We start from the raw sequence: 17,452 nt of genomic DNA on the forward strand, positions 1-17,452 counted from the left end.
CGGACGGGTCGGACGCCGGGCCCGGTCCGGCACGTTCAATGCCGGCCGTTTTCACCCGCCGTCGGCGTATCTGCGCCGGTCGAACGGGTTCGATTCCGACCCTCGCTCGGAGTCGGGTCATCGTCACCGGCCGCGTCCGCTTCGGACCCGGACTCGGAAATCGAGCCCGGGCGGTCACCGGTGCCGTCGTCGCCGACCGCCGTCGACGGCGGTCGCGGCGGTTCGAAGACGGCCACGAAGTCGTCGCGGCGAACGGCGTACACCGCCCGGTCCGGGTCGAAGACGATCGCGGTGTCGACGTCGATGCCGTACGCGACCAGCGCCGCCAGGGAGTCCACGTGCGCGCGCGGTCCTTGGAGCGCCGCGTCGGGGAGCGGCAGGACCGTGACGACCTCGTCGAACTGCTCGCGGTCGTCGCGGTACGCGAGCCACTCACGGTCGCATCGCGTCGGTTCCCCGAACCGACGGCGACCGACCGCAAGCGCACCGAGGCCGCCGAGCCCGACCGCAACGAGCACCGGTCCGCCGAGGGTTCGCACGGGGCCAGCAGCGGGGGACGCGGACACGGTTTCGTATTCCTCGTAGGGCTCGTCGTAGGCGTCGCTCGCTCCGTCCTCGACCCGATAGGTCCCGTCCTCGACGGTGATCGGGACCGTGTACTCGTCCGCGACCGACCGCTCCGCGCCGTCGATCGTCCCGTCGATCTCTCGCTCGAGGACGAGGAGGAGTTCCGTCTCCCCGGGACTCGCCCCGAGGTCGGATTCGATCCGGTCGATTCGTGCCGTGATGGCGGAGACGTTAACGTCGAACGCTGCGGTGACGGATTCGCCCGGCTGGACGGCCGTTTCGTTCGTCGCCGTGAGCGATTCGCGCTCGTGCCAGTACACGGTCCCGTTGTCGGGATCGACCGACTGATACACCAACTCGACCGTCAGGGAGACGCTAACGTCCGCGGCGCTGTCGGCCGCGTAGCCTCCGACGAACGTCCCGTCGACCGTCGGACTGACGGCCGAGTAGTACAGCGGTTCGTTCTCGAGTCGCGTCCCCGCCGGATAGACCGCAGTCGGTTCGGTGACGGGGGCACCGTGAGAGACGTTCCCCGTGGCGGTCCAGGTCGTCTCGACCTGACGGGTCGTTTCCGTCTCTCCGGTCGGGGCCGCGTAGGCACCGTAACTCACCCACGCGCCCGCTGCGAGTAGGCAAACCAGGACGACGACGGCCGGCGTTCGATACGTGGCTAGCAGGACGCGGAGCCGCACCCGACGCTCCGCGTCCGCCCTCGGTCGCCCCTCCGTCTCGTCGTCGGTGTCGGTCGATCGGAATCCCATAGTTCGTTTTTCGATACTTCATGCTCTGAGACGTGGCCTCAGTACAACCGTCGGACGAACGATCGCGCCCCCGTACAGCGACTGCGGACCGCCGCCCGTTTCGAGCGGACGTCACCCGGACCGAGGAGCCGTCGACTGAGCAGATAGGTCCCGCCTCCGAGCAGCGACACGATCGTCGCGAACGGGAGCCACGGGTGGCACTCGTAGAGCGCGTCGATGACCGGCGCTGGAAGGACGTACAGGTAGCGATACTCGGTGACGTACGTCGGGTAGTGGCCGGTCTCGTCCGGGGCCGTGATCGAAACCGCAACCGTCGTCTCCCCGCGTGGCCCGACCGTCGCCCGTTCGGGCTCGAGGCGGACGTTCTCGTCTCCGGACTCGACGTAGGACCGCGTCGGGACGATCCCGCCGTTGGCAATCGAATAGGGGACCTCGTCGGTCGTTCCTCGTTCGATCACCAGCGGGCGGTCCGACTCGAACTCCGCGCTGATAACGTCGTAGGACTGGGTCCCCGCCGGGACGATCATCGCCGCGGCGGCGGCGAGAACGATCAGCAGTGCGAACCCCACCGCGAGCAGTCGGGGATCGATCCAGCCGTCTCCGGTCCCGCGCCCGTCGCCGATCCCCCCCGACTCGAGGGAGGGAGAGCGCCGTTCGCGAACCGTTTCGACGGCGTAGAGGACGATCGAGAGCCCGAGGATCGGCAGCGCGAGTGCCGACGCGTCGCCGGATTCGCTGACGCCGAGTCGGGTTCCGACGCGCTCGATCGTCTCACCTGCCGTCATCACGGTCGTCCCCAGCAGCGGAACCGTCACGACCTCGCCGTTGACTTGCCAGCCCTCGGCGACGAGCTGGGCGTCCCGGACGTGGGGCTCGCCACTGTCCTGATCGGTAAACGGGTTCGCGTCCCCGCGCGTGACGTAGCCCTGCGAGGTCTCCTCGACGACCCGATGAGTCGTGAGACCGCCGCCCTGGATGTTCGTCGCCTCGAAGACGATGACGTCGCCCGGCTCGGGATCGTCGGTCAGTTCGCTGGGGATCGCCACGAACCCGTCACCGGTGTCGATCGTCGGCTCCATGCTCCCCGTTTCAACGAATCCCAACAGGATCGGCTGGCCGAGTAGCTGCCCGACGACGAGAGCACCGAGGGTAACCAGTACAACTGCCTGGCCCCCTCGTATCACCCCTCGCCGAATCATGCCTCGTCTAGTGCACCAATATTATACTACTTATATATTTGTGATAGTTATCATGCTAGGTGGATAGAAGTGCGTCCCTCACAGTTCGAGGCTACCGCCGGTCGGGACCGAACCCGGCCTATCACTCCCCGCCACCGATGACTCGAAGTGGGGATACCCGTGGTCGCGTCCGTAAGGGCGTGCGAATCGTCGAAACCGGCTCTCGTTTCTTACCGAGTCAGGAAGAGAGAGGGACGGCGCGTTACGTCGCCTCGGCTCTCACCGTCGCGTCCGCATTGAAGTTCTCAACGGTCGGCTCTCCGGTCTCGATTCTGAGGCCGATCACTTGTGCGGTGCCCGTTCCGAGGGTAATTGGATCGTCGTGAAGCGGGCTATCGACGTCGGTCCCGGGGTAGAACTGGACGGTCAGTCCGCTCGCAGTCGGGTCGAAGTCGTCGTCCACCAACTCACTGATCGACACCTCGATCTCCTGGGTGCCCTGGTTCTCGATCCGGAACACTTCGTCGAACTCGTAGACCGAATTCGGCCCGACGCCGTCGCCGTTGTCCGCCGTTCCGGTCGCGTCGTTGATGTCGATCGAAAGTTCGTTGTTGGCGCCGCTGTCCTGGTTGACGAACGTCGCATTCGCCGCCTGCGTCGGACTGAGTGCGAGGTACGCCTGATCGTCGTCGGCAACCGTGACCCCGACCGATCGATCGGCTTCGGCGCTCGTGAACGCGCCCGTCCCGAGCGCGACTCCGCTGGTGGCGACCGCGCCGAGTCCGGCCAACAGCCGTCGTCGATTCATACTCGGCGACCTCATCGGGCCTCCGCCCCGATCGTCAGCGTCCCCGAGAGATTCGACGTCCCGGAGTTGATGGCGAAGTCCACATTAACCGACTCGCCGACCCCGAGTTCGTAGGTAGCGTCACCGTCGCCGTCGTCCTCCGCGAGCGCGACGGTGATACCGTCCGAACTCGGTGCCGAGATACTCCCCGGCAACTGCGCACTCAGGTCGCCAGACCCGCTCAGACTGACCTCGACGGGTTGGGTCCCCTGGTTCGTGATCGTGAACACGTCCTCGGCGACGGTGTCCGCGTTCGGGTTCACACCGTTACCGCCGTTGCCGGACTCGACGAAGTCGACGGCGTACTCGTCGCCGGACGTATCGAAGTACATATCGTTCGCCTCCCCCGAGTTGTCCAGTCCGAGGTACGCGTTGGCGTCCTCGGTGACCTGCACGTCGACCTGTCGGTCGGCCTCGACGCTCGAGAACGCGCCGGTACCGATAACCGCGGCTGTTCCCGATGCCAGTGCTCCCATTCCGATGACGAATTTACGTCGTTGCATTGGTGAATCCTCCGTTGTCGTTGTCGCTCGCGTGTGACCGCTCGTCACCGACGCCGCGACTCGTCGCGTCTGATCCCCGCCGCGGGGATCACAGGTCAGGGATGGCTGACAAGGGATATTGTAATACGTTCGTGTCCGAACTCTCAACCCCTCCTTCGGCGTATTCAACCGTCTGCCGACCGACTCGGAACGAGCGGCTATGCCCGGTTGACCTGACCGAAGCGGGACTCAACGGCACATGCCCTGCGGCCCGGTGCCCGTCGGTTCGGAGTCAACGGGCCACTGACCGAGCGATTGCTGCCGTATCGGGATCGTTAACTCCCGTTTCCGATCGTCCCTGCAGCGCCGAGAGTCGGTCTATCGATGGTTGATACGTCGATATGCCGGCATTTCGTCTCGCGATACCAGTCGCTACGAGAGAAAGGAGCCGATGAAAACGGGATTCTCGAACCAGTCGCGGACAATATCTTATTTACGTCCTAACACTTTTATCGGGGAATGTAGTACGTCGATCCGAAATGGGGGCGACTCAGATCGAACCGTCCGGGGACGCTGACGCATCGGAGCCGGAACCGGACCCCGAAGCGGACGAAGTGAGGGTGACCGCCTCGGCGGCGGCCGCCGACTCGCTCACCGAGGACGAACTCTTTACCATCCTCTCGAACCGACGACGGCGATACATCCTCCACGAGTTGATGCGGGCGGACGAACGGCTCGATATCGGTACCCTTTCGCAGGAGATCGCCGCCTGCGAGGACGACATCGAACTCACTGAGGTCTCGAGCAGCGACCGCAAACGGGTGTACACGGCGCTTCGTCAGTCGCATCTCCCGAAGATGGACGAGGCCGGCGTCGTCGATTTCGACCGCGACCGGGGAACGGTCGAACCGACCCCCGCACTCGAGGACGTCGAGATTTACATGGACATCGTCCGCGGGCGCGAGATTCCCTGGAGCGACTACTATCTCGGATTGGTGGCGCTTTCCGGCCTGTTGTTTGCGGCCGTGTCGTTCGGACCCGGCCCGTTCGCGTCGCTCTCGCCCTCGGCGTGGGGCCTGTTCGTCGTCGTCTCCTTCGGCGTCTCCGCGGTCGCCCACCGCTACTACGCGCGACGAACCCGACTCGGAATCGGAGACGATCCGTCGGCCGTGGCCCTCGAGTACCGGGACGAGACGGACCCGGACGGCTGACGGCGCGTCGACCGGTCGACGCGGTCTCGAGATCACACTCGCCATCGACAGCGACCCCGTACGAACGCACCGGACACGAACGGCCCATGAAACGAACTCGGCGCGCCGCGCTGGCCCTGATCGCCGGTTCGAGTAGCGTCCTCGCCGTCGAGACGTTCGGGTTCTCGAGCGCGGACGCCGACCGCGACGTTCGCGTTGCCCCCGTCGGCGACGGGAACGCCTACCTCGGATTGACCGAGGACGGGGTCGAGGACGACGGCGTGCTGTTCGGAGGGGACCCGCGCCACCCGCCCGTCCGGTTCGATCTCAGCAACCAGTGTCCGGCGTCGCTCACCGTCACGCTTACCGTCGACCCGTTCCGGTTTCGGTCGGCCGACGGGGAATCGATCGACGGCAGCCGGTTCGTCGTCGACGGCGAGAGCGGGGGATTGGGACCGGGCGAACGGGTCGACGCCGTGACGATCGGGGTCCCGCCGGACTCGGTCGACGGCGGGGAGACGGTCACCGGGCCGGTCACGATCGATGCGCGGGGGGACGGCATCCGCATCGAAGCCGAGCGCAAACTCACGATCGCGGTCCCTGACACGGGGTCGAGACGGCAACGCTCGGTCTCGAGCGGGCAGTCGGGGACGGGATCGGCTTCGAACTCGAGCGAGCCCTGACGAACGCCGGCCCGCCGGCAGGCCCCGACGGCGAAAACGGCTCTCCTAGCGGGGTAGCCGTCGCACTCGTCGGGGGTCGGCGTCCGGCTCCCAGTAGAAACGCCGCCACCGGCAGCGACTACAGTTCGCCGATGATCTCGTCGGCGAACGTCGACAGCGCCGCCTCCCGGTCGTCGTTTTGGAGTCCGATGATCGCGTGGTCGAGCCCGTAGTCCGCGAGCCGGGCGAAGTACGCCCGGAACCACTCGACGCCGGCGTGGAATCCGAGGTGGAGCGGCTCCGGTTCGGCCGTCGGATCGTCGGCCAACTCGACCCGGACGGCGATAGCGAACGGCTTCTCGCCGGCGGCCTCGCGCCAGTCCACGAGGTAGTCCTCGAGCGTCCGTTCGGGCAGGTGATAGAACAGCCAGCCGTCGCCGTGCTCGGCGATCCACTCCCGGGACTGCCGGGCGTGGCCGGTCGGGAGCAGCGGCAGCGTCTCCGTCGTCGGCGTCGGGACCACGTCGAGGTCGCCCTCGAGCCGTCCCCATCGGCCCTCGAGTTCGGGAAAGTCCTCGCGCCAGACGGCGCGAAGCGTCTCGACGGACTCGCGGAACAGGTGGCCACGCTCCTCGCGGTCGACGTCGAAGGCGGGGTACTCGGGGTCGCGGTCGCCGGAGGCGACGCCGAGGACGAGTCGCCCGTCCGAGAGGCGGTCGACCGTCGCCGCGGCCTTCGCGACGTGGAGGGGATGGCGGAGCGTGAGTACGACGCTCGAGGTCCCCAGCGCGATGTCGTCGGTGTGGGCGGCGACGTGCGAGAGCCACGGCCACGTCTCGAACGTCTGACCGGCATCACCGAACTTCGGCCAGTAGGTCGGGACATCGCGGGCCCAGAGCCCGTCGAACCCGACCGACTCGGCGTGGTTCGCGAGGTGCAGTTCGTCTTCGATGGGCGGCGACGAACGGGTCGCTCCCGTGAGCGGAAAGCCGGCACCGAAGGTCAGACCGTCGCGATCGAACAGGCGTCGATAGCCAGCGTTTTCGTGTCCACCGGCAGGCATTCGACTGTGCTATCGGCCGGAACGGTATGACGATGGCGTTGGCCGGCCGCCGTTGCCGGTACCGGGGCGTCGGTCGTGCGGACGGGAGCCCCGTCGTGTGGGCTCTCGAGGGAGCGTCATCACTCATCGGCGGTGAGAAAAAAGGAAAGAATCGAGAGAGTCGCCGGGTCCTCAGTCGTCGGCGGGCGTCGCGCCGCTGCCGCCTTCGGCCTGCTCTTTCGTCCAGGACAGCTTGCCACCGGCAGCGAGGATTGCACGCTCGCGCTCGGAGGCGTCGAGCGTCGCCGTGTACTCGTCCTCGCCGTTGATGCGGACGGTGAACTCCTCCTGACCGCTGGTGACGGCGTCGTAGACGTCGTCGACGATCTCGACGTCGTCGCCCTGATCGATGTTCTCGTAGGTGTCCTCGTCGATCGTCAGCGGGACGATCCCGAAGTTGAAGAGGTTCGCGCGGTGGATGCGTGCGAAGCTCTGTGCGAGGACGCCCTCGATACCGAGGTACATCGGACACAGCGCGGCGTGTTCTCGCGAGGAGCCCTGGCCGTAGTTCTCGCCGGCGACGAGGAAGCCGCCGTCGGCCTCGAGCGCGCGGTCGGCGAAGGTCTCGTCGACCCGGGAGAGGGTGAACTCGGAGAGTTTGGGGACGTTCGACCGGTACATCAGGATGTCCTGGGTCGCGGGGATGATGTGGTCGGTCGTGATGTTGTCCTCCATCTTCAGGAGCGCTTCACCCTGAATGTCCGTGCCGAGCTGGTCTTTCAGCGGCACGTCGCCGATGTTCGGGCCCTTGATGAGTTCGTCGTCGACGGCCTCGTCGGGACTGATGAGGTCAGTCTTGGAGCCGTCGTACTCGTCGGGGAGTTCGACGCCGGGTGCCTCGAGATCGTCGAGTTCGTCGGCGAGGTCTCGCGGGTCGACGATTTCGCCCTTGAGCGCGGCCGCGGCCGCGACCTCCGGCGAACAGAGGTAGACGTTGTCGTCTTCGATCCCCGAGCGGCCCTCGAAGTTGCGGTTGAAGGTCCGCAGCGAGACCGAATCCGAGGAGGGGACGTGGCCGATGCCGATACAGGCACCGCACGTCGCCTCGGAGAAGTTGACGCCGGCGGCCATCATCTCCGACACCCAGCCCTCGCGGGCGAGCATCTCGGAGGCCTGCTTGGAGCCGGGCGCGACGATCGTGTCGGTCTCCATCGAGGTCTCGCGACCCTCGAGCATCTTGGCGACGGGGAGGATGTCCTCGTAGCCGCCGTTCGTACAGGAGCCGACGATGACCTGCTCGACGTCCTCGCCAGCGGCCTCGCTGACGGGCACGACCTTGTCCGGCATCGAGGGCTGTGCGATCAGCGGCTCGAGGTCGGAGAGGTCGACGACGATCTCGTCGTCGTAGTCGGCGTCGTCGTCGGGCTGGAGCTCGACGTACTCGTCGCCGCGGCCGACGCGCTGGAGGTAGTCCTCGGTCTGCTCGTCGGTCGGGAAGATCGACGTGGTCGCACCGAGTTCGGTGCCCATGTTGGTGATGGTCATCCGCTCGGGTGCGGTCAGGGTCTCGACGCCCGGACCGGTGTACTCGAGGATCTTGCCGACGCCGCCCTTGACCGAGAGGCGACGGAGGAGCTCGAGGATGACGTCCTTCGCGGTGGCCCACTCGGGGAGCTCGCCCTCGAGACGGACGTTGACGACTTCGGGCATCTCGATGTAGTACGGTGCGCCGCCCATGGCGACGGTAACGTCGATCCCGCCGGCGCCGATGGCGAGTTCGCCGAGGCCGCCGGGCGTGGGCGTGTGGCTGTCCGAACCCAGCAGCGTCTTGCCGGGGGCCGCGAAGTTCTCGCGGTGGACGTTGTGGCAGATACCGTTACCGGGTCGGGAGAAGTGAGCGCCGTATTTGCCGGCCGCAGAACGCAGGAAGCGGTGGTCGTCGGTATTTTTAAAGTCGAACTGATAGGTCTGGTGGTCGCAGTACTGCGCCGCGATCTCGGTCTGGACCTCGTCCAGCCCCATCGCTTCGAACTGGAGCCAAACCATGGTCCCGGTCGTGTCCTGGGTAAGTACCTGATCGATCTCGATCCCGATCTCCTCGCCGGTCTCGAGTTCGCCCTCGACGAGGTGGTCGTCGAGAATCTTCTCGGTGAGAGTCTGTCCCATAGCACTCTGAACTCGGCCGTCCGTCCTGATAAATCCAGCGTGTTTCTGTGAGCAACGACCGGCGTGTGGGGGGTTGAAACGTGGGGTTTCGAGTAAGTATTGCCGGACGAGTGAACGGGCGTCGAGAGTGTTCTCATAGCCCGCCATATGACCCCAAAAAACGGCCGCGCGCTCGGCTCGACCCGTCGCGCCCACGCTGATCGTGACAGGTGGTACCGAACCGGGTGGTCGATTCGAACGGATACGTTTTTCTCGTCGCCGCGGCGTTGGGTGGACAGACAACGCATGTTCCGTTCCGGTGCTTTCGTCGCCGACCACGTCTCGCCGACGACCGACGCGCAGATCCAGCCCAACGGGGTGGATCTGACCGCCGACGTCGTCTTCGAGCAGTTGGAACCGGGCCGTATCGGCCGGGACGGCAAACAGATCGGCGACCGCGTCGCTCGCCCGCTCGAGGAACTCGAGGAGGCCGACCCCGACACCTACTACCTGCCGACTGGGGCCTACATCGTCCGCTACGGCGAACGGATCGCGATCCCCGAGGGGCATATCGGCTTCGTCTACCCGCGCTCGTCGCTCATGCGCAACTCCTGTATGCTCAACACGGCGGTGTGGGACGCGGGTTACGAGGGACGCGGTGAGGGACTGTTGCAGGTCCACCACGATATCGAACTCGAGCGCGGTGCCCGAATCGCCCAACTGGTCTTCGCCGAGGCCGACCACGAGGGCGTCTACGACGGGAGCTACCAGGGCGAAAACGTCGAGTGAAACCCAGACAGCGCGATCGAATCCCTGCCGGTTCGCGTACCGTTTTGCCGCTCGCTCGCGTTCCCTCGAGTGACACACGATGATGGCGACCACCCACGTGTTCGCGGGACTCGCGGTCGTCGCGCCGATCGCGTACGTCGTCCCCGAGTTCGCAATCGCGCTCGCGGCGGGGGCGATCCTCGGCGGCCTCGCTCCCGACCTCGATCTCGTTTTCGTTCACCGGCGGACCTTCCACTTTCCCGTCGCAGGGCTCGGGGTCGCCGTCCCGGCGGTCGGCGTCGCGGTCGTCGCTCCCTCGGCGCTCACGCTCGCGGTGGCCGCCTTCGCCGTCGCGGCCTGGCTCCACGCCGCGAGCGATTCGATCGGCGGCGGCCCCGAACTGGACCCGTGGAACGAACGCACCGAGCGGGCGGTCTACGATCACGTCCGCGGACGATGGCTCCGCCCCCGACGGTGGATTCGCTACGACGGCGCACCCGAGGACGCCGCCCTCGGACTCGCGCTCGCGGGGCCGGCGCTGCTCGCCTTCGACGGTCCGCTCCCCGCCGTGATCGTCGGCGGGATCGGCGTCTCGCTGCTCTACGCGGGCTGCCGGCGTCGGCTGGTCGCGTGGACGCCCGACTGGCTCGAATGAGTGACGCAGGGGGCGCGCTCGGACGGCCGGCGACCGCATCCCGCGCTCGGACGTGACAGCGTTTCCGACTATCCCTCGGCCGGAAGTCGGAACGCTGATACGCCCGCTGACCAACCGGCCCCGTATGGTCGACGTACTCGCCGCCAGAACGGCACACCTGGTCTTTGCCGCCCTCTGGGCCGGCAGTGTCTGTTTCGTCGCCGCCGTCGTCGTTCCGCTCGCACGCGACGGCGCGTTCAACAGGACGCAGCCGCTCGAGGTCATCTCGGGGAAACTGACGAGTATTTCACGGGTGAGTTCGCTCGTTCTTCTTCTCACGGGGGGCCATCTAGCGGGGAACGGCTACACGTTCGAGGGACTCGTGGGCACGACCAACGGCCGACTGGTGCTCGCGATGGTCGCGCTCTGGCTGCTCCTGACGGCGCTCGTCGAGATCGGCGTGAAACGGTTCGAAACCGGCCTCACCGGCAAAAAGATCCGTGAGCCGGCCCGGGACGCGCTCCCGGTGTTCCGCGCGGCGGCCGTCGCCGCGATCGCCTTGCTGATCGTTGCGGGCCTGCTCTCGGCCAACGTCGCTCGCCTGCTCTGATCGCCGCTCCCGGCGCTTCGTTTCCATTGCCCGACACGTCAGTACAGAACATTTTTGCGAAAGATACTTAGCCGGTTGCTGTAACGTACTCGCTAATGATCAGGGGTAAAGACATCGCCCTGTCGGTCCTCGCGGTGGGGACGGCTGCCGTGGCCGGCTACGTCCTGCACTCGGAGCGGTCGGCGAGCCACACGTCGCGATCGAAGGCGGACCTCGGTGCGCGAGTCGTCGGGCCCGACGACATTCCGGACGACGCGACCATCGTCGACGCGTCCGCACAGCGACTCGGCGAGATCCCCGGCGCGCGGCGGGCGCTCGACCGGGCGATCCGCAACGGTGCACGCGAGGAATGGGAACACATCACCCTCGAGCGCGACGGTGCCTGGTCCGTCGTCGACCGAGTCCGCCAGACGCTGCCCTACTACGACGCCGACGACGACGGCGAGTACAACGGCGTCTACGTCCGGTACAACGATCGAATCCTCGTTCTCGATGCGATCGGCTGGGCTCGACTCGAGGAGCCGATCGCGTAGGCGTTTCGCCGACGGCCGCGCTTCGATCTCTTTCACGGCGGTCGCGGCCGTCGACCGCCACGGAACCGCAATCACTACCACACCGGACGGCCGACGCCTATCCATGCAACTGGGCCTGATCGGACTCGGACGGATGGGACGGATCGTCGTCGACCGCACGCTCGCAGCCGGCCACAACGTGGTCGCTTTCGATCTGGACGACGCGGCCGTCGAACGGGCTGCCGACGCCGGTGCCGAACCCGCCGACTCGATCGACGACTTCGTCGACCGGCTGGGCGCGACCAAGCGCATCTGGCTGATGGTCCCCGCCGGCGAAGCGATCGACGTCACGCTCGAGGAACTCGAGCCCCATCTGGACGGCGACGATATCGTCGTCGACGGCGGCAACTCCTACTTCGAGGAGTCCGTCCGCCGCGCCGAGTCATGCCCTGCGGCGTATCTCGACTGCGGCACGTCCGGCGGTCCGGCGGGGGCCGAATTGGGGTTCTCACTGATGGTCGGCGGCCCACAGTGGGCCTACGACGAACTCGAGCCGGTCTTCGACGCCGTCGCGACCGGGCCCGACGGACACGAGCGGATGGGTCCCGCCGGTTCGGGCCACTACGTCAAGATGATCCACAACGGCGTCGAGTACGCCCTGATGCAGACCTACGGCGAGGGGTTCGAGTTACTCCACGAGGGTCGGTACGACCTCGACCTCGAGACCGTGGCCTCGGTCTGGAACAACGGCGCGGTGATCCGCTCGTGGCTGCTCGAACTCTGTGAAGAGGCCTTCCGTGAGGAGGGGACCGACCTCGGCACCGTCGCCGACCGCATCGAGGGCGGGTCGACCGGTACGTGGACCGTCCAGGAGGCCCTCGAGCAGGAGGTCCCCCTGCCGCTTATCTACACGGCGCTGTCCGAACGGTTCGGCTCGCGGGCCGACGACGGCCGGTTCTCGCGACGACTGGCGAACCGGCTCCGGTACGGCTTCGGCCGCCACGAGGTCCCCCGCCGGGAGTAGGGGTCGAGGCAAGTCATTGCACACCTGATCGCACGAGGGCGTTGCGATCAGTGTGTCAATCGTTTCAGTTGCTACTATCGGTCGCAGTCGTGCTCGCCCGTCCGGTGTTCCAGCGTATCGAATCATTCTTTTCTCCATGAACGAATGGTTGAAACATTGGGGCATCTTCTTTACTCTTGGTCCCCGACCAGGAGTTATGAATTCGCTCGAGCCCGCAGCAGACCGCGACACAACCGACGATCGACTGAGCATGGCCGTCATCGATCTCGTCGCCCGGACCAGCGACACCGATCCGGTCGAGTTAGAACCGCTGTACGACGCGATCGATCCCGACCTCCTCGATTCGCTTCCGGCCGAGGACGGCTTCACCAGTCTCGAGTTCGCCTATCACGGTTACACCGTCACGGTCACTGCCACGGGCGAGAGCGTCGAGGTCTCACTCGAGGACGCGGGGGGTTCGGCCGACGAGTCGACGGACAATCGCATCGATTCGTCTCCGTAAACCGCCTGAGACTCCAGCGGCTGGCAGGCGGACCGGGTCGTCTCCGACGATCCGTGGCTTCGATCGTCGAGTCGGGTTTCGACCGTGACTCCGCGAACGCCGGTCGGGGTCGTTGGGTGCGTCGCGGCGGCGTCGATCACCGGGACCCGACCGATCGACGCGGACACCTCGAGCCCGGCCGACGGGACGGATAACAGACACACACCACTGTTGCAAGTGAAGTGCCGTCGTGCAGGGTGGGAGTGGGGGGCCTGCGATGGAGAACTGTCCCGTCATCGGTCGTCGTCCGGCCGCTCGAACCGGTTTCGAACTCGAGAAGAGCCATCTCACGTCGTGCCGACCCGTATATTTGGAAAGCGATCCGTATACGCTGAAAACGAGCCGCAGTCCCGGGAAAGTATCTCCACAGTCCAGGAAAGTATCACTGCTTTAGATGAAAGAGCGGACTGTTCTCTAGTCCTCCCCCCTACACTAGTCTTCACGTGAAACAGTGGTGTGTCTGAGTTCACTTGCATCATATGAAAAGGTGGTTTTAAATATTGTATCTCGCTTGGTACGGACATGCCTCGGTTCGAGCGGAAGCAGAACATCTTCCAGAACAAGGACGCCCTCGGGGAATCGTATCAGCCCGAGCGGATCGAAGAGCGGGACGAGGAGATCGAGGCGTACATGGACGCGCTCCAACCGATCATCGACGGCTGGGAGCCGAACAACATCTTTCTCTACGGGAATACGGGCGTCGGTAAGACCGCCGTCACCGAGTATCTCTTGGACGTCCTCCAGGAAGACGCGACCGAGTACGACGACGTCGACCTCTCGGTGTTGGGCGTCAACTGCAAGACGCTCAACTCGTCGTACCAGGTCGCGGTCGAACTCGTCAACACCCTTCGGCCCGCCGGTGCCGAGATCAGCACGACCGGCTACCCCCAACAGACCGTTTTCAAGAAGCTCTACGGCGAACTGGAAGCACTCGGCGGAACGGTGGTTATCGTCCTCGACGAGATCGATTCGATCGGCGACCGCGACGAACTGCTGTACGAACTCCCGCGAGCCCGCTCGAACGGTTACCTCGAGTCGACGAAGGTCGGCCTCATCGGCATCAGCAACGACTTCAAGTTCCGCGAACAGCTCGATCCGCGCGTCCAGGACACGCTCTGTGAGCGTGAACTGCAGTTTCCCCCCTACGAAGCGTCCGAACTGACCAACATCCTCGAGTCCCGTGCCGAGGTCGCGATCACGGAAGGCGGCTGCGACGCCGGCGTCCTGAACCTCTGTGCCGCGCTCGCCGCTCGCGACAGCGGGAGCGCCCGCCAGGCACTGGACTTGCTCCGTCTGGCCGGCGAGGTGGCGGAGAACAACGACGACGCCGGAATTCGGGAGGAGCACGTCGAACGAGCGCGGTCGAAACTCGAGCAGGAGCGAGTCGAGGAGGGGATGCGGGAACTGACCACGCACGGTCGGCTCGCCCTGTTGGCGGTCGTCTCGAAGGCCGCCAAGGAGTCGACGCCCTGTCGAACCCGGGAACTCTATCAGGAGTACGAAGCCCTCTGTGAGTCGTCGGGAACCGACTCGTTGGCCCAGCGGTCGGTCCACAACCACCTCTCCGATCTCCGGATGCTCGGCATCCTCTCGGCGAAGGAAAACCGAAGCGGCTCCCGGGGGAACTACTACAGCTACGAACTTGACGTGCCCTTCTCGAGCGCCGTCGATGCGATGGCCGACGTGCTCTATCTCGACGCCGAGATCGAGACGATCCGCGACATCGCACGGATGAACAGCGTCGCCTGAGGCGGGTTCCGTAGCGGTGGTTCCGGAGACCGTCGGGGATGGTACTGTCCGTCCCACACCACCGTTGCAAGTGAACGGCGATCGACACGACGCCGACCGCTGCTCCGTGCTCTTGAGATCCCGTTTCACTTGTACCAGTGGTGTGTCACGGTGACCCATTTCAGACGAATGCGTTCGATCGGCACCCGACCACGTAGTTGTCGGTCCGTTTCACGCGAAACGGTGGTGTCTCGAGTGACCGCTTCGCAGGGATTACTCCAGCCACCGCGCCGTGACGACGGCGTCCGTTCACGTGCAGGAGTGGTGTCCGTCGGCCCCGACTCCGAGCGACCCTCCCACCTGTCCCCGCTCGTTCAGATGTAACCGTGGTGTGTCCCCGTCCGGAGTCGGCTCCGTCCGACCGTGTCCTCGTTACCACCCGCCCTCATTCTCGTTCCTGCCCAACCGTATCTCCGTCTCTGCCGCCCTCGTTCTCGTTCCGATTCGATTCCACCGCGTTCACATCACCGCTCCGGCATACGGGATGTGCGAGTCCGTCGTCTCGGCTTTCAGTTGCAGCGGTGGTGTGTCGGCGGTCGAAGCGACTACGAGGATATCGACTTCGACCGTCCGGCAATCGGAGTGCCGCAGATCGGAGCGGTGTCGCGGCGTCGGCGCTATGCCTCCTCGTCCGGTTCGTAGTCGTCGTAGATGCGGTCCATCCGGGCGGCCATCACGAAATCGGTCTTGTGGAGGCCGTCGATCTTGTGCGTCCACATCTCGATCGTCACCTCGCCCCACTCGAGTTCGATATCCGGATGATGCCACTCCGCCTCCGCCAACTCGCCCACCTCGGAGGTGAACTCGAGGGCGTCACGGAAGTCTTCGAACGCGTAGGTTCCCTCGAGATGGTGGTCGTCGACCACCGTCCAGACATCGTCGCGGAGCTCCGCGCGGTAGTCGGCGTACTCCTCGGACTCGAGTGGCTCGTCCTCGCTGGTACAGGCCTCACATTCCTGATCGGCGAGCGCTGGCTCGGACATAGGTCGGACTACCACCGGGACCGACGTGAAGATTTGTGCGGTGACTCCCCCTGTCTCGAGCGCTGTCCGGTCGTGTCGCTCGCTCGTGCCGCTCGTTTTATACTGCGTCCTCGTAACCACAGCAACACAGAATCTCACGATGGGAGGGGACAAACGCAACATCGCGGTTCGGTTTTTCGGCGGTGCGGGCAACTACACGGAGGTCCTCGAGCGCCTCTGTACGTACGTCCTCACCGAGGGGCCGACCGAAGCGGCGGTTCTCGAGTGGCTCAAATCGAACACGCGAGCGACGAGCGATGACGGCATTCGGCGTCGCCTGACCTTTCTCGAGGGACTCGGGCTGCTCGATCGCGACGGCGACAGCGTTCGGCTCACCCAGCAGGGGATGGCGTGGCTTTCGGAGACGGACCCGGCGGTGCTCTATGAACTGCTCTCGAGCACCGTCTACGGGTTCGATACGATACTCGGGGCGCTGCTCGACGGGCCGAAGACGGACGCCGAACTAGGCGACGCGATCGCGTCCGAACATCCCACGTTCGATTGGAACGATACCTCCGGGCCTGCCCAACACAGGGGCTGGCTGCAGAGTCTGGGTTACGTCGAGCGCTCCGACGGTGTGAACTCGCTGACGGATCGTGGCCGAGAACTGGCGCGGCGTCGGACCTCGGCATACCCGAGCCTCGAGCAGGGTCAATTCTATGCACAGACCGATCTCGAGGACGCCTTCGACACCAGTTTCGGCTCCTACATCAAGGGCATCAGTCCGCGAACGGCCGACGATGGGGAGCTAGCCTACATCATCGTGAAGGCTCGCGAGGACGGCCCCTACGGCGACGAGATCGACGGCGATCGGTTCACCTACATCGGGGAGGGGGTCCCCGAAAAGGGCGACCAGCAGTTGACCGGTGCCAACGGCGCGCTCCTCGAGCAGGCCGACCGATCGACCGTCCCGGTGTACTTCTTCTACCAGCCGGCGGACAGCGACGCCCTCCGGTACGAGGGACTGGTTGACGTCGTCGACGCCGAGTACGTCTCACGGGACGGGCGGATGGTCTACCAGTTCACGATGGAGCGGCTCGGGCTCGAACCGGCTGAATTCGAGGCGCTTTCGGAGTCAGTTTCCGAGGGAATCGACGACGAGGACGACGAACCGCCGCTCACCGACGACGGGGAAGCGTTCACCGCGGTGCAGCGACGGGTTCGCTCGAGCGCGTTCCCGAAGGAAGTCACGGCCGCCTACGACGGCCAATGTGCGATCTGCGGGAAATCGCGCGAATCGCCGAGCGGGACGATCGACATCGAGGCGGCCCACATCTATCCGAAGCGGGCGAACGGCCGGGACAAGGTACAGAACGGCCTCGCGCTCTGTCGGCTCCACCACTGGGCGTTCGACACCGGCTGGCTCGCGGTGTCCGACGACTACCGAGTGCTGGTCGCCGACCGTCCCGATCTCGAGGGGTACGAGGAGTTCGCGGCGCTCGAGGGGGACTCGCTGACGCTGCCAGCGGACGAGGACCGCCGTCCGCACGCGACGTTCCTCGCCGCACATCGGGAACGGCACGGGTTCGAATCGCCGTAACTGACCGACTCCGCTCGAGCGTCTACTCGCGAGACGGAGAATGCGATTAGACCGACCGATCCCAGGGGTAGTCTTGTGCCGCGCACAATAACAGTAGTTACAGGAGCATATCGCTGCTAGTTCCGTCTCCTCGAACTCC

The 17,452-nt window shown here is 65.7% G+C and carries 17 protein-coding genes; 10 read left to right on the plus strand and 7 right to left on the minus strand.

Annotated elements, in window-relative coordinates:
• Nucleotides 1–35: 35 nt before the first annotated feature.
• The 4 genes from ALTAJ2_RS02130 to ALTAJ2_RS02145 all read right to left on the minus strand — a co-directional run bounded on the left by ALTAJ2_RS02130 (nucleotide 36) and on the right by ALTAJ2_RS02145 (nucleotide 3,856).
• Nucleotides 36–1,328: a DUF5305 domain-containing protein gene (locus ALTAJ2_RS02130; protein ID WP_007110485.1), complete on the minus strand. Its 1,293-nt coding sequence runs from the start codon at nucleotides 1,326–1,328 to the stop codon at nucleotides 36–38.
• A 38-nt stretch (nucleotides 1,329–1,366) separates the two neighbouring features.
• Nucleotides 1,367–2,527, minus strand: a complete 1,161-nt coding sequence (locus ALTAJ2_RS02135) for a signal peptidase I (RefSeq protein ID WP_144240177.1) — start codon at nucleotides 2,525–2,527, stop codon at nucleotides 1,367–1,369.
• 241 nt (nucleotides 2,528–2,768) lie between these two features.
• Nucleotides 2,769–3,314: a DUF1102 domain-containing protein gene (locus ALTAJ2_RS02140; RefSeq protein ID WP_007110483.1), complete on the minus strand. Its 546-nt coding sequence runs from the start codon at nucleotides 3,312–3,314 to the stop codon at nucleotides 2,769–2,771.
• An 11-nt stretch (nucleotides 3,315–3,325) separates the two neighbouring features.
• The gene (locus ALTAJ2_RS02145; protein WP_049900856.1) at nucleotides 3,326–3,856 is read right to left on the minus strand and encodes a hypothetical protein; all 531 of its coding nucleotides are present in this window, start codon (nucleotides 3,854–3,856) and stop codon (nucleotides 3,326–3,328) included.
• Nucleotides 3,857–4,374: 518 nt separating this feature from the next.
• Between ALTAJ2_RS02145 and ALTAJ2_RS02150 the strand changes: the two genes are divergently transcribed.
• Both ALTAJ2_RS02150 and ALTAJ2_RS02155 read left to right on the plus strand, forming a co-directional pair.
• A complete protein-coding gene (locus ALTAJ2_RS02150) occupies nucleotides 4,375–5,046 on the plus strand; it encodes a DUF7344 domain-containing protein (RefSeq protein ID WP_007110481.1) in 672 nt (223 codons plus the stop codon).
• Nucleotides 5,047–5,132: 86 nt separating this feature from the next.
• The gene (locus ALTAJ2_RS02155; protein WP_007110480.1) at nucleotides 5,133–5,708 is read left to right on the plus strand and encodes a hypothetical protein; all 576 of its coding nucleotides are present in this window, start codon (nucleotides 5,133–5,135) and stop codon (nucleotides 5,706–5,708) included.
• Nucleotides 5,709–5,826: 118 nt separating this feature from the next.
• Here ALTAJ2_RS02155 and ALTAJ2_RS02160 read toward each other — a convergent pair whose 3' ends face one another.
• On the minus strand, nucleotides 5,827–6,750 hold the full coding sequence (locus ALTAJ2_RS02160) for a TIGR03571 family LLM class oxidoreductase (RefSeq protein ID WP_007110479.1): 924 nt from the start codon (nucleotides 6,748–6,750) through the stop codon (nucleotides 5,827–5,829).
• 171 nt (nucleotides 6,751–6,921) lie between these two features.
• Nucleotides 6,922–8,895 (minus strand): aconitate hydratase, encoded by a 1,974-nt coding sequence (locus ALTAJ2_RS02165; protein ID WP_007110478.1) that lies wholly within the window; start codon nucleotides 8,893–8,895, stop codon nucleotides 6,922–6,924.
• A gap of 285 nt (nucleotides 8,896–9,180) precedes the next feature.
• On the opposite strand from ALTAJ2_RS02165, the gene ALTAJ2_RS02170 reads away from it, so the two are divergent.
• The 7 genes from ALTAJ2_RS02170 to ALTAJ2_RS02200 all read left to right on the plus strand — a co-directional run bounded on the left by ALTAJ2_RS02170 (nucleotide 9,181) and on the right by ALTAJ2_RS02200 (nucleotide 14,712).
• Nucleotides 9,181–9,663, plus strand: coding sequence for a deoxyuridine 5'-triphosphate nucleotidohydrolase (locus tag ALTAJ2_RS02170; protein ID WP_007110477.1), 483 nt, complete (start codon nucleotides 9,181–9,183; stop codon nucleotides 9,661–9,663).
• A gap of 79 nt (nucleotides 9,664–9,742) precedes the next feature.
• On the plus strand, nucleotides 9,743–10,297 hold the full coding sequence (locus ALTAJ2_RS02175) for a hypothetical protein (RefSeq protein ID WP_007110476.1): 555 nt from the start codon (nucleotides 9,743–9,745) through the stop codon (nucleotides 10,295–10,297).
• Nucleotides 10,298–10,421: 124 nt separating this feature from the next.
• On the plus strand, nucleotides 10,422–10,886 hold the full coding sequence (locus tag ALTAJ2_RS02180) for a hypothetical protein (RefSeq protein WP_007110475.1): 465 nt from the start codon (nucleotides 10,422–10,424) through the stop codon (nucleotides 10,884–10,886).
• Nucleotides 10,887–10,981: 95 nt separating this feature from the next.
• Nucleotides 10,982–11,419 carry a hypothetical protein gene (locus ALTAJ2_RS02185; protein WP_007110474.1) on the plus strand — a complete coding sequence of 146 codons (438 nt, stop codon included), beginning with the start codon at nucleotides 10,982–10,984 and terminating at the stop codon, nucleotides 11,417–11,419.
• Between the two features lie 103 nt (nucleotides 11,420–11,522).
• A complete protein-coding gene (gene gnd / locus ALTAJ2_RS02190) occupies nucleotides 11,523–12,422 on the plus strand; it encodes a phosphogluconate dehydrogenase (NAD(+)-dependent, decarboxylating) (RefSeq protein WP_007110473.1) in 900 nt (299 codons plus the stop codon).
• A gap of 196 nt (nucleotides 12,423–12,618) precedes the next feature.
• Nucleotides 12,619–12,924: a HalOD1 output domain-containing protein gene (locus ALTAJ2_RS02195; RefSeq protein ID WP_007110472.1), complete on the plus strand. Its 306-nt coding sequence runs from the start codon at nucleotides 12,619–12,621 to the stop codon at nucleotides 12,922–12,924.
• Nucleotides 12,925–13,485: 561 nt separating this feature from the next.
• Nucleotides 13,486–14,712 (plus strand): orc1/cdc6 family replication initiation protein, encoded by a 1,227-nt coding sequence (locus ALTAJ2_RS02200; protein ID WP_006185974.1) that lies wholly within the window; start codon nucleotides 13,486–13,488, stop codon nucleotides 14,710–14,712.
• Nucleotides 14,713–15,368: 656 nt separating this feature from the next.
• On the opposite strand, the gene ALTAJ2_RS02205 is transcribed toward ALTAJ2_RS02200, so the two are convergent.
• On the minus strand, nucleotides 15,369–15,734 hold the full coding sequence (locus ALTAJ2_RS02205; protein ID WP_007110471.1) for a 4a-hydroxytetrahydrobiopterin dehydratase: 366 nt from the start codon (nucleotides 15,732–15,734) through the stop codon (nucleotides 15,369–15,371).
• 139 nt (nucleotides 15,735–15,873) lie between these two features.
• On the opposite strand from ALTAJ2_RS02205, the gene ALTAJ2_RS02210 reads away from it, so the two are divergent.
• The gene (locus ALTAJ2_RS02210; RefSeq protein WP_007110470.1) at nucleotides 15,874–17,313 is read left to right on the plus strand and encodes an HNH endonuclease; all 1,440 of its coding nucleotides are present in this window, start codon (nucleotides 15,874–15,876) and stop codon (nucleotides 17,311–17,313) included.
• Nucleotides 17,314–17,452 lie beyond the last annotated feature (139 nt).

The organism is Natrinema altunense (genome assembly GCF_000731985.1).
GTDB lineage: Archaea > Halobacteriota > Halobacteria > Halobacteriales > Natrialbaceae > Natrinema > Natrinema altunense.

What these genes read in the sequence shown, in the direction of transcription:
- ALTAJ2_RS02130 (WP_007110485.1), bottom strand. Translation starts at nt 1,328, where the DNA reads ATGGGATTCCGATCGACCGACACCGACGACGAGACGGAGGGGCGACCG.
- ALTAJ2_RS02135 (WP_144240177.1), bottom strand. Translation starts at nt 2,527, where the DNA reads ATGATTCGGCGAGGGGTGATACGAGGGGGCCAGGCAGTTGTACTGGTT.
- ALTAJ2_RS02140 (WP_007110483.1), bottom strand. Translation starts at nt 3,314, where the DNA reads ATGAATCGACGACGGCTGTTGGCCGGACTCGGCGCGGTCGCCACCAGC.
- ALTAJ2_RS02145 (WP_049900856.1), bottom strand. Translation starts at nt 3,856, where the DNA reads ATGCAACGACGTAAATTCGTCATCGGAATGGGAGCACTGGCATCGGGA.
- ALTAJ2_RS02150 (WP_007110481.1), top strand. Translation starts at nt 4,375, where the DNA reads ATGGGGGCGACTCAGATCGAACCGTCCGGGGACGCTGACGCATCGGAG.
- ALTAJ2_RS02155 (WP_007110480.1), top strand. Translation starts at nt 5,133, where the DNA reads ATGAAACGAACTCGGCGCGCCGCGCTGGCCCTGATCGCCGGTTCGAGT.
- ALTAJ2_RS02160 (WP_007110479.1), bottom strand. Translation starts at nt 6,750, where the DNA reads ATGCCTGCCGGTGGACACGAAAACGCTGGCTATCGACGCCTGTTCGAT.
- ALTAJ2_RS02165 (WP_007110478.1), bottom strand. Translation starts at nt 8,895, where the DNA reads ATGGGACAGACTCTCACCGAGAAGATTCTCGACGACCACCTCGTCGAG.
- ALTAJ2_RS02170 (WP_007110477.1), top strand. Translation starts at nt 9,181, where the DNA reads ATGTTCCGTTCCGGTGCTTTCGTCGCCGACCACGTCTCGCCGACGACC.
- ALTAJ2_RS02175 (WP_007110476.1), top strand. Translation starts at nt 9,743, where the DNA reads ATGATGGCGACCACCCACGTGTTCGCGGGACTCGCGGTCGTCGCGCCG.
- ALTAJ2_RS02180 (WP_007110475.1), top strand. Translation starts at nt 10,422, where the DNA reads ATGGTCGACGTACTCGCCGCCAGAACGGCACACCTGGTCTTTGCCGCC.
- ALTAJ2_RS02185 (WP_007110474.1), top strand. Translation starts at nt 10,982, where the DNA reads ATGATCAGGGGTAAAGACATCGCCCTGTCGGTCCTCGCGGTGGGGACG.
- gnd (WP_007110473.1), top strand. Translation starts at nt 11,523, where the DNA reads ATGCAACTGGGCCTGATCGGACTCGGACGGATGGGACGGATCGTCGTC.
- ALTAJ2_RS02195 (WP_007110472.1), top strand. Translation starts at nt 12,619, where the DNA reads ATGAATTCGCTCGAGCCCGCAGCAGACCGCGACACAACCGACGATCGA.
- ALTAJ2_RS02200 (WP_006185974.1), top strand. Translation starts at nt 13,486, where the DNA reads ATGCCTCGGTTCGAGCGGAAGCAGAACATCTTCCAGAACAAGGACGCC.
- ALTAJ2_RS02205 (WP_007110471.1), bottom strand. Translation starts at nt 15,734, where the DNA reads ATGTCCGAGCCAGCGCTCGCCGATCAGGAATGTGAGGCCTGTACCAGC.
- ALTAJ2_RS02210 (WP_007110470.1), top strand. Translation starts at nt 15,874, where the DNA reads ATGGGAGGGGACAAACGCAACATCGCGGTTCGGTTTTTCGGCGGTGCG.